This is a genomic window from Shewanella marisflavi (assembly GCF_023283925.1).
Classification (GTDB): Bacteria; Pseudomonadota; Gammaproteobacteria; order Enterobacterales; family Shewanellaceae; genus Shewanella; species Shewanella marisflavi.
Window position 1 is genome coordinate 311,572 of sequence record NZ_JAKIKX010000005.1, and the last position, 11,051, is coordinate 322,622.

Genomic DNA, 11,051 nt, shown 5'->3' on the forward strand with positions numbered 1-11,051 from the left:
GCCAACAGGCCCCTCATTTCACGAAAGGAAGTTTGTATGTGGTTTAGCATGCTTCGGCTTGTCGCGTTATCTTCTCTGTTTATTGCCTCCACGTTTCCTGCTTATAGCTCGGAAGAAGTGGTTGGCTCAGATAAACAACCCTTGGCTACTCACTCTCTGGTATTGGATATTGCCAAGCAGGGAGAGACTGTGATTGCCGTTGGCGATCGTGGTCATCTATTTCATTTTACCGATCAATGGCAGCAGGTTAGTTCACCAACCCGTGCACTGTTAACCAAGGCGACGCTGCTAACGCCTTCGCTTGGCTGGGCAGTGGGGCATGATGCGACCATTTTGCATACTCAAGATGGCGGCAAGACTTGGGCAAAACAGATGAGCTCTGCTGAAATCGAAAAGCCTTTCTTAGATGTGCTGTTCTTTGATGCGCAGCAGGGGATTGCCATTGGCGCCTATGGCTTGTTCTATCGTACTCTAGATGGCGGTAAGCAGTGGCATCAGGAGTTTCATACTGAGCTGTTATATGAAGAAGATCAGGCTTATCTAGATGAGCTAAAGGCTGAGGATGAAAGCCTTTATCTTCAAGAGCGTAGTACTTTATTGCCGCATTTTAATCGCGTTGTACGCTTAGCCGATAACCGTCTTTTGATGGTGGGCGAGCTCGGATTAGCTGCTGTTTCACAAGACAATGGTCTGAGCTGGCAACGTATTGATTTCCCTTATGAAGGGTCACTCTTTAATGTGTTAGTGGCTAAGCAGGGGATCTATGTGCTCGGTCTCAGGGGGAATCTGTTTAAGAGCGATGGGGATCTTGAGCAGTGGCAGGAAATAGCGCTCACCACTAACTCTACCCTCAATGGCGGCATAGTGCTCAGTGACGATAAAGTCAGGCTCGTGGGCAACGGTGGTGTGGTCATTGATGTTACCGCCGATGATAGCGTCGAGTTGGTGGCACAGCGCCAAGGGGAAAACCTAGTGTCAATTGGTAAGGATACCAAAGGCAAGCTTTGGCTTGCTGGTACAAAAGGCTTCGTTGCATTACAACAAGAATAATAAGGCCCAGGCATGTTAGATAAATTAGTTAATGGATTAGAGTCCTTCCTGTTTCGGCAACGGGCCTATGTAATATTCGCCTTTTTGCTGGCAACTCTGTTTCTCGGGTTTCAAGCCAGTCATCTGAAGATGGATGCGGCTTTTGTTAAGAATATTCCGCTTAATCATAGCTATATGCAGACTTATCTGAAGCATCAGAAGCAGTTCGGCGGCGCTAACAGCATCATGGTGGCGGTAGAGGACACCAGCGGTAACATATTTAACCCCAATTTTTTCAATACCCTTAAGCAGGTCCATGATCAGCTGTTCTTCATTCCTGGGGTCGATCGTGCTCAGGTAAAGTCTCTCTATTCACCCTCTACCCGTTTTACCGAGGTGGTGGAAGATGGGTTTGCCGGTGGTCCGGTGATTCCGGCTGATTTTTCCACAACGCCCGCCGGGCTAGAGGTGGTCCGCAGTAATATTGAGAAGGCCGGTATCGTCGGGCGACTCATAGCGGAAGATTACTCGGCAGCCATGGTAACGGCTCAATTGATGGATTTTGACCCGCAAACCGGTGAGCCCCTCGATACCTTGGCCTTTGCCAGTCAGCTTGAAAATGAGCTGCGAGGTCAATATGAAAATGATCAGATAAAGGTTCATATTATCGGCTTTGCAAAGATGGCCGGCGATGTTGCCGAAGGCGCCAAGGGCGTCGTGCTCTTCTTCGCGATTGCCATCTTAGTGACCGCCGTGATGGTTTATCTGTTCTCACAATCCGTAAAACTGACCCTGCTGCCTCTAGTATGTAGTTTGGTGGCCGTAGTTTGGCAGCTAGGTTTGCTCACTGTGGTGGGTTTTGGCCTAGATCCCATGTCGATACTGATCCCTTTCTTGGTGTTTGCCATCGGGGTGAGTCATGGGGTGCAGATGATCAACGCGGTCAGACGCCGTGTTGGTGAAGGCGAGATCACCAAAGCCGCGGCGGCGCTGGCTTTTAGAAGTCTGCTGATCCCGGGCGGTATTGCGCTGCTCTCTGATACCGTTGGTTTTATGACTCTGCTGGCGATTGATATCGGTATCATCCGCGAACTGGCAATTTCGGCCTCCTTGGGTGTGGCTGTGATCATTCTGACCAACCTGGTGCTTCTGCCACTGCTAATCTCATATACCGAAGTGAAGGCGCTGCCACCCAAGGAAAATAGCCGTGTCGATGAGCTTTGGCGTAAACTCTCTTATTTTGCCACGCCTAAATATGCAGCCGTAGTACTCGTCGCCACTGTGGTGTTGTATGGCGTCGGATTGCAGCAAGCGAACAAGATGAAGATAGGCGATCTGCAAGGTGGGGCGCCGGCGCTACATTTTGACAGTCGCTACAATCAGGACACTTTCTATATTACCGATCACTTCTCTATCACCACAGATGTGATGACTGTGATTGTCGAAGCCTTCCCTGAGGCCTGTACCTACCATGATGTGCTGACACAGATAGATGAGTTTGAGTGGTTAGTGGCTAATACCCCTGGTGTGGAGTCTACTGCGAGCCTGGCGTCTGTTGCTAAGCGGGTGAACGCCGGCTTTAACGAAGGTAATCCCAAGTGGCAGGTGTTGCCGCGCACCACAGCGAGTCTGGTTCAGGCGGTAGGGCAGATCCCAACCACTTCGGGCTTGCTCGACGGGAATTGCTCTGTGATGCCTGTGTATCTGTTTCTTAAAGATCACAAGGCAGAAACCATAGAGACGGTGATCGATAAGGTTAAAACCCTGTCAGCCAAGATGGACAACGACAAGCTTAAGTTTAAGCTGGCATCGGGGCCGGTGGGGGTGATGGCCGCCACCAACGAGGCGGTTGCCGAGGCGCAGATGCCGATGATGCTTTATGTTTATGGCGCAGTGTTTGTGCTCTGTCTAATCAGCTTTAGGTCGATTAGAGCAACTATTGCCGTGATCCTGCCGCTCTATGTGGTGTCCACACTGGCCCAGGCGCTGATGACTCAACTCGACATCGGCTTGGCGGTGAGTACCTTACCTGTTATTGCCCTTGGCGTGGGGATAGGTGTCGATTACGGCATCTATATCTTGTCGACCATGGCGGTGAAACTCAGAGACGGTATGCCAGTACAGACGGCCTATCATCAGGCCTTAGTCGAGCGGGGCAGTGCGGTGATCTTTACCGGCCTGACCTTAGCCATAGGCGTAAGTACCTGGTTCTTTTCTGCGCTAAAGTTCCAAATGGACATGGGGATCCTGTTAACTTTCATGTTTTTAGTGAATATGTTAGGCGCAATAATTATTTTACCGGCGATCGGCGCTGTTTTTTGGCGTAAGCCGCGATAGTGGACTGAAAGAGAGAGCATTGGCTCTCTCTTTTTTTGCATAGTTACGCTTACTTTACGATTGTTTTTTCATCATGAGCTTCCATATGGCCGCAAAACCCCGAGGGATGAGGATCTACCACTAAAATAGTTCTCGAAAATTGGCACATTTAGTAATAAACTTCGCGCTATGACTTAGGTCACATAATTAGATTTGGCCTGTCATATGCTCAAGCATCCATAAAATTACAAAAACGCTGCCATAGACCCTAAAGGAAACAGCAACATGGCCTTGAAAGATGCAATGCCTTCAGTACTACTTGAGAACGTAGTCAGCCTCATTCACTCCAAAGTTCCCAATACACAAGCCAAACAAGTTGAACAGTTCGCAACTTGTATTTATGCCCATATGTCGAAAGATGACTTGCAACACCGCAATGACAGTGATCTTTACGGCGCCGTACTCAGTCTCTGGAATGCCGCGAACAAAACGCCTGTTGGCGAGACCCATATTCGCGTGTTTAATCCGAGTCAATCTAAGCATGGTTGGAAATCATCCCACTCGATTATCGAGGTGATTCAACCTGATATGCCTTTCCTGGTTGACTCTGTGGGGATGGCGCTAAACCGTATGGGGATCACTACCCATATGATGCTGCATACGCCTTTGACCGTGAAGCGTGAGCAAGGCGACATCACTAGTGTCAGCTATAACGACGATAAGGACGAACATAACGATAGAGTGGCTGTGTTCCTGATTGAGATCGATAGACTCAGCAGCGACGCTGATATCAAGAGCCTTGAGAAAGAGATTCAGTCTGTTCTGGGTGATGTCGCCGCTTCGGTTAACGATTGGCAGGCCATGTCTAACAAGTTGACCGAGACCATTGCCGAGCTGCCAGACCGTCCTTTTCCTGGTGAGAAGCGTGAGTTAGATGAAGCGATTAACTTCTTAACTTACCTTAACAATCATCACTTTACCTTGTTGGGCTATCGTCGTTACGACCTGCATAAGGTGGAGGGCGATCTAGAATTGGTACCGGCAAATGAGACCAGTCTCGGCCTGATGAACGTACCGGGAAAACCTAAGAATACTAAAGGCTTGATGCTTTCTAGCTTGTCTGATTCTGCTCGTAAGGAAGCACTGGATAGTAGCTTGCTTATTCTGACCAAGAGCACAGAGAAGAGCCGTGTTCACCGTCCTGCATATGTTGATTATATCGGTATTAAGCGATTTGACGAGCAAGGCAATGTGATAGGTGAAGATAGATTCATCGGTCTGTACGCCTCTAATCTTTACAACCGCAGCCCACGTGAGATCCCGCTGCTGGCAGAGAAGATCCAGCGTGTGCTCGACGACTCTGGCCTGACGCCACACTCTCATGACTACAAGGCTTTGATGCATATTCTCGAAACCTTGCCAAGAGACGAGATTGTTCAGGCGCGCGAAACTGAACTGGCTAACATGGCCCGCGGCGTGCTTGAGATGCAAGATCGCGACAAGCTTAAGCTATTTGTTCGTAAAGATGGCTTTGGCCGCTTTCTCTCTTGCCTGGTGTATGTGTCTAAGGACAGATACAACACTAAGCTGCGTGAAGATACTCAGCGTATCTTGGCTCGACACTTCAATACTAAAGAAGATGTTGAATTTACGACTTATTTTTCTGAGTCAACGCTCGCGCGTACTCATTACATAGTCAAAGTTGAAAATAATATTACGGATGTAGATGTGGCTGCCATCGAAAACAATCTAATTGAAGCTGCGCGTTCATGGGAAGATAAGTTAAACACAGCGCTGATCACTGCCCAAGGTGAAGAGTCGGGTAACCGTTTGGTGAAGCGTTATGTTAATGCGTTCCCCCGTAGCTATAAAGAAGATGTGTTGCCTAGCTCAGCCGTGGTCGATGTCGAGCACCTAGAGGCGCTTGACGATGACCATAAACTGGGCATGCTCTTCTATCAGCCACAGGAAACGGCATTAAAAGACAACAAAGTCCGTCTAAAGCTGTTCCATAAAGATGAGCCGATCCATCTATCTGACGTATTGCCTATGCTGGAAAATTTCGGCCTACGTGTGATCAATGAGCGTCCTTATGAAGTGATCACCGCAGATGGTGCAACTTTCTGGATCTTGGACTTCTTGATGACGGTACAAGGTGCTGCGGTCGATAATTTGGCCGATAGCCAAGATAGATTCCAGACAGCATTATCACAGGTTTGGCGTAAAGAGCTTGAAGATGACGGCTTTAACCGTCTGGTTCTGGCTACTGGCTTATCGGGCCGTGAAGTTTCAGTGCTACGTGCCTACGCAAAATATATGCGTCAAATCGATGCGACCTTTAGTCAGGCGTATATCGAAGAGACCTTCAGTTGCTACCCACAGATAGCCGATCTTCTGGTGAAGATGTTTATCCGTAAGTTCAACCCTAAGCTCAAGACTCGTACTTTAGCTAAGTTTGTTGAACAGATTGATATGCGTCTGGAAGATGTGTCTAGCCTGGATGACGACCGTATCATTCGTCGTTACCTGGATCTGATCAATGCAACGCTGCGTACCAACTTCTATCAGGTGCTGCCAGATGGTAGTAACAAGCCTTACGTGTCATTTAAGTTCTCGCCTGAAGAGATCCCAGAAATGCCACGTCCGCTGCCGAAGTTTGAGATCTTTGTATACTCTCCAAGAGTAGAGGGTGTTCACCTTCGTGGTGGTAAGGTGGCTCGTGGTGGTCTGCGCTGGTCAGATCGTCGTGAAGATTTCCGTACCGAAGTGTTGGGTCTGGTGAAAGCCCAGCAGGTGAAGAACACCGTAATTGTCCCTGTAGGTGCCAAGGGGGGCTTCGTTTGTAAGCAACTGCCAACAGACGGTGGACGAGATGCCTTCTTTACCGAAGGTCAAGAATGTTACCGCCTGTTTATCCGTGGACTGCTGGATATCTCTGACAATATTGTCGAAGGTGAAATCGTTCCTCCTATTAATGTGGTACGTCATGATGAAGACGATCCATATTTGGTTGTGGCGGCCGATAAAGGCACCGCGACCTTCTCAGATATCGCTAACGCTATCTCTGAAGAGTATGGCTTCTGGTTAGGTGACGCCTTCGCATCTGGTGGTAGCAACGGTTACGATCATAAGAAGATGGGTATCACGGCACGTGGTGCTTGGGAATCGGTTAAGCGCCACTTCCGCGAAATTGGTATCGACTGCCAGACAACTGATTTCACCTGTTTGGCGATTGGTGACATGGCCGGTGACGTATTTGGTAACGGTATGCTGCTCTCTGAGCACACCCGTCTGGTCACAGCCTTCAACCATATGCATATCTTCATCGACCCTAATCCGGATGCGGCGATCAGTTACAAAGAGCGTGCACGTTTGTTCGAAATGCCGCGTTCTAGCTGGGAAGATTACAATAAAGACTTGATCTCAAAGGGTGGCGGCATCTTCCTGCGCTCTGCCAAGTCAATCACACTGACACCAGAGATGAAGAAGATGCTTGATACTAAGAAAGCATCTATGACACCTAACGAGCTGCTTAAAGAGCTGCTGAAGATGAAGGTGGATCTGATCTGGAACGGTGGTATCGGTACTTATATTAAGGCTACCAGCGAAACTCATGCTGAAGTAGGCGACCGTGCCAACGACGCACTGCGTGTTAACGGTAAAGAAGTTCAGGCTCGCATCATAGGCGAGGGTGGTAACTTAGGTTGTACCCAGCTTGGTCGTATCGAATATGCTGCAAACGGCGGCCGTATGAACACCGACTTCGTGGATAACGTGGGTGGTGTGGACTGTTCGGACAATGAAGTTAACATCAAGATCTTGCTAAACGCTATGGTGGCCGAAGGTGAGATGACGGTGAAACAGCGTAATCGTCTGTTGGTTGAGATGACTGACGAAGTCAGCCGCATCGTACTGCAAGACTGTAAGGATCAGACCCGTACCATCTCTGTGACTCAGGTGCGCGGCGCCGAGCAGTTGAAAGAGCAGATCCGCTTCATCCATTACTTGGAAAAAGAAGACAAGCTCGACAGAGCCTTAGAGTTCCTGCCAACTGATGATGAGCTGGCAGAGCGCTTAGCTAATGGCAAAGCACTAACTCGTCCTGAACTGTCGGTATTAGTGGCTTACGCCAAGATGGTATTGAAAGAGCAGTTGCTGACACCGGAAATTACTGACGATACATTCTTGAGTCAGCTGTTGATTGAGTATTTCCCGCGTCAGCTACAAGAGAAGTATAGCGACCGTATGGTGACTCACCCGCTGCGAGCTGAAATTATCGCGACTTCGTTGGCCAACGAGTTGGTCAACGATATGGGATTAAATTTCGTACAGCGTATGAAAGATGAGACTGGTGCCTCAGTCGCTGAAGCAGCGATCTGCTACACTATGGCACGTGAAGTATTTGGTTTAGCTGAATTAACTAAATCGATCACGGCGCTAAATGGTGTGGTTCCTGCGGTTGTTCAGGGTGAGATGCTACACCAGTTGCGTCGTAATCTACGCCGCGCATGTCGTTGGTTCTTACGTCATCGTAATCGTAACCAGACGATTGAACAGGTAGTGGCCTTCTTCAGCCCTGTATTCCAAGAGCTTCGTCAAAATGTTCACCAATATATGGTGGAAGATGAAGTCAACGGCATACGCGCCGAGATCGCTGCCCTAGTGAGAGAAGGTGTGCCAGAGCAGGTAGCGACTGATGTCGTTAATATGAGTACGCTGTTCTCCGCCTTGGATATCTCGCAAATTGCTGAGTTGGAAGATAAGCCGGTAGCCTTAGTTGCCGAGACTTACTATAAACTTGGTGCGCGCATCGACCTGCACTGGTTCCTTGAGCAGATCAGCGCACAACCAGTGGCGAACCATTGGCAAGCGTTGGCGCGAGCGGCATTTAGGGAAGAGCTTGATTGGCAGCAACGTTCACTGAGTTCAGCGGTGTTACGTACTTGCACATCGGTTTGTGACGCTGATGCCATTATTGAACAGTGGGTCGAATCCAATCAGGGCTTATTGGAAAGATGGTTCCACATGCTTGCAGACTTTAAGACCTCGCAGACTCATGAGTTTGCTAAGTTCTCAGTCGCCCTACGTGAGCTAAATCTGTTGATCCTTCATTGTGAAGGTTAATCATAAAACTAAAATATAGTCATCAGCCCTGGCAAATGCCGGGGCTTTTTTCGGTCTAGGAGAATGCATGTTTTACAAAATCGCACAGAAAGTGATGTTTCAGATGGACCCAGAGAAGGCGCACAACTTAGCTATAGGTAGTCTGAAATCAACTGCGAATTCGCCGTTAAACTGCTTTTACGCGCAGAAGCTGCAAGCTGCGCCGGTAGAGTTTATGGGGCTTACATTTCCAAATCCTGTCGGACTCGCTGCCGGCATGGATAAAGATGGTGAATGTATCGATGCGTTCCATGCGATGGGCTTTGGACATATAGAGGTTGGTACTGTTACACCGAGACCTCAACCTGGGAATGACTTGCCACGTTTGTTTCGTTTGAAGCCGGCTAAGGCGATCATTAACCGTATGGGGTTTAACAACAAAGGTGTTGATAACTTGGTGGCCAATCTAAAAGCGGCTAAGTCTGGCGCCATGGTTGGGGTGAACATAGGTAAAAATAAGGACACACCGGTAGAGCAGGGCAAGGAAGATTACCTTATCTGTATGGACAAGGTGTATCCTTATGCGGCCTATATTGCCGTGAATATCTCCTCGCCTAACACTCCTGGCCTGCGCAGTTTACAGTATGGAGACCTGCTTGATGATCTCCTTGGATCATTAAAAGCCAAGCAAAAAGATCTTGCCGAGCAGCATGGTAAGTATGTGCCGATCGCATTAAAAATTGCCCCGGATCTGCAACCTGAAGAAATTGAAAAGATTGCTGAATCTTTGATCCGTAATGAGTTTGATGGTGCCATTGCCACCAACACAACCCTGACACGTGATGGTGTTAGTGGTTTGGTTAATTCTAATGAAGCCGGTGGTTTGAGTGGTAAGCCATTGAATTCATTATCAACTAAAGTGATCAAACAGTTAGCGGTTTGTCTTAAAGGCCAAGTACCTATTATCGGTGTTGGTGGTATTAATAGTGCGGAGGATGCATTTGATAAATTGGATGCAGGAGCGACTATGGTACAAATTTATTCTGGTTTTATTTATCGTGGTCCAGAATTAATTAAAGAGATCGTCGACGCATATCGCGTAAAAAATAAATAAGATCTTATTTAGATCTCAAAACGATCGCGCGATCTTATTTAGATCGCGTTAGATCAATATAACATGTTGTTATCTATATCATATTTGTAAAATTTTTTTTGATATTGGGTGAAATATAATCTATTATCGAGCTGTATTAAGGTATATAGGTACACGTTATGTTATTAATGCCACAAAGGGATTGGCAATGGATATATAACGATTCGTATGGGGTATTAAGCGTTTCGTTAGGTTCGGATATGGAATTTCTGACTCCCTATCAAACGAAAGCACTTATTCCAGATGCCTTGGCAACGACGGAATTTAGTGTAGAACATGCCAAGTTCTATATCGAATTTATTGAGCGTATTGGAAAGTCTTTAAATATTGCCGATGCGGTGAGGGTTCAGTTGGCGTTGAACGCAACAGCGGCTCATTATTTGTTAAAGCCACAGATGCCTAAGTCATGGTTTTTTGATACATCGGCGGTGTGTGTTTACAGTGAGCTAGGCAAGGTCTTCCAGTTGAAATGCCAAGGGGAAGTGGTACAGGTATTAGTGGTCGAATCGAATATTCAGGCCTCCCTGGTTATGCTGTTATCACCCCAGTTGCAGTTGAGTGACAGTAAGACGATGCGCCAGTTTGACTGCATTAAAGTGATGAATGATAGATTGCATCCATTAAAAGCCAATCGTCAGATCGCGGCAGCTTAAAAAATTTCAAGATTTATTTAGGGAGCAGATGCTCCCTATTTTTATGCCTGTTTTTTGATCAATTTATTTTATTACGACGATTGCTCGTAAATCATTTTTCCGATCTATTGATTAAATCAACCTCTCGCGTTTTTCTCGCTTAATGCTTATAAAATCGACAACTCCCATATCCTTTATAGAAGGCCTTTATAGAAGGGCTAGCTTGCTAAGGTAAATTAAAGCGCGAGAAAACAGTTAACGGCTATAGATTATTTTTTAACCGGATATCGGTTTTGAGCATGCAGAAAATTTTGAAACGGCCCGATTGGTGTAGGGCAGCCAAGCATTTTACTTTAGGTTTTGGCGGTAGCTATTTAAACAAGGGAGTGTTTAGAAAAGTTATTTCATTAGAAATTGGTTGCGGGAGCCGGATCTGAACCGACGACCTTCGCGGCTTTTATAAGAGCTGAGCCCGACGAGCTTTTTGCTTTAGCGTTTTGGTTTTAGCTGTTTGAGAAAGGGATTTAAACAAGAGAGAGTTTAGAAAAGGTGTTTCATTAGAAATTGGTTGCGGGAGCCGGATTTGAACCGACGACCTTCGCGGCTTTATAAGAGCTGAGCCCGACGAGCTTTTTACTTTAGCTTTTTTGCTACCTGTATGAGAAAAGGGGGGGTAACAAGGGAGTATTTAGAAAAGTTATATCATTAGAAATTGGTTGCGGGAGCCGGATTTGAACCGACGACCTTCGGGTTATGAGCCCGACGAGCTACCAAACTGCTCCATCCCGCGTCCGTAAGAAACGCTGTAGTTGTTTTGA

The 11,051-nt window shown here is 47.3% G+C and carries 5 protein-coding genes and 1 tRNA gene; 5 read left to right on the forward strand and 1 reads right to left on the reverse strand.

The annotated features are described in order from the left end of the window. The first annotated feature begins 36 nt into the window (after positions 1–36). From L2712_RS12765 to L2712_RS12785, 5 genes are all read left to right on the forward strand, one after another. Complete coding sequence (locus L2712_RS12765) at positions 37–1,050, forward strand: WD40/YVTN/BNR-like repeat-containing protein (protein ID WP_248977992.1); 1,014 nt, start codon at positions 37–39, stop codon at positions 1,048–1,050. Between the two features lie 12 nt (positions 1,051–1,062). After that, entirely contained in the window at positions 1,063–3,366 is a 2,304-nt protein-coding gene (locus L2712_RS12770) for an efflux RND transporter permease subunit (protein WP_033538335.1), read from the forward strand. A 264-nt stretch (positions 3,367–3,630) separates the two neighbouring features. After that, complete coding sequence (locus tag L2712_RS12775) at positions 3,631–8,469, forward strand: NAD-glutamate dehydrogenase (RefSeq protein WP_033538336.1); 4,839 nt, start codon at positions 3,631–3,633, stop codon at positions 8,467–8,469. A 67-nt stretch (positions 8,470–8,536) separates the two neighbouring features. Next, on the forward strand, positions 8,537–9,562 hold the full coding sequence (gene pyrD, locus L2712_RS12780; RefSeq protein ID WP_088904737.1) for a quinone-dependent dihydroorotate dehydrogenase: 1,026 nt from the start codon (positions 8,537–8,539) through the stop codon (positions 9,560–9,562). 158 nt (positions 9,563–9,720) lie between these two features. After that, a complete protein-coding gene (locus tag L2712_RS12785; protein WP_248977993.1) occupies positions 9,721–10,254 on the forward strand; it encodes a cell division protein ZapC in 534 nt (177 codons plus the stop codon). A gap of 692 nt (positions 10,255–10,946) precedes the next feature. On the opposite strand, the gene L2712_RS12790 is transcribed toward L2712_RS12785, so the two are convergent. Next, positions 10,947–11,023: transfer RNA gene (locus L2712_RS12790), tRNA-Met, on the reverse strand. Positions 11,024–11,051 lie beyond the last annotated feature (28 nt).

Bases quoted from the DNA above. Each gene is read 5' to 3' on its own strand.
- L2712_RS12765 (WP_248977992.1), top strand. From the start codon at position 37: ATGTGGTTTAGCATGCTTCGGCTTGTCGCGTTATCTTCTCTGTTTATT.
- L2712_RS12770 (WP_033538335.1), top strand. From the start codon at position 1,063: ATGTTAGATAAATTAGTTAATGGATTAGAGTCCTTCCTGTTTCGGCAA.
- L2712_RS12775 (WP_033538336.1), top strand. From the start codon at position 3,631: ATGGCCTTGAAAGATGCAATGCCTTCAGTACTACTTGAGAACGTAGTC.
- pyrD (WP_088904737.1), top strand. From the start codon at position 8,537: ATGTTTTACAAAATCGCACAGAAAGTGATGTTTCAGATGGACCCAGAG.
- L2712_RS12785 (WP_248977993.1), top strand. From the start codon at position 9,721: ATGTTATTAATGCCACAAAGGGATTGGCAATGGATATATAACGATTCG.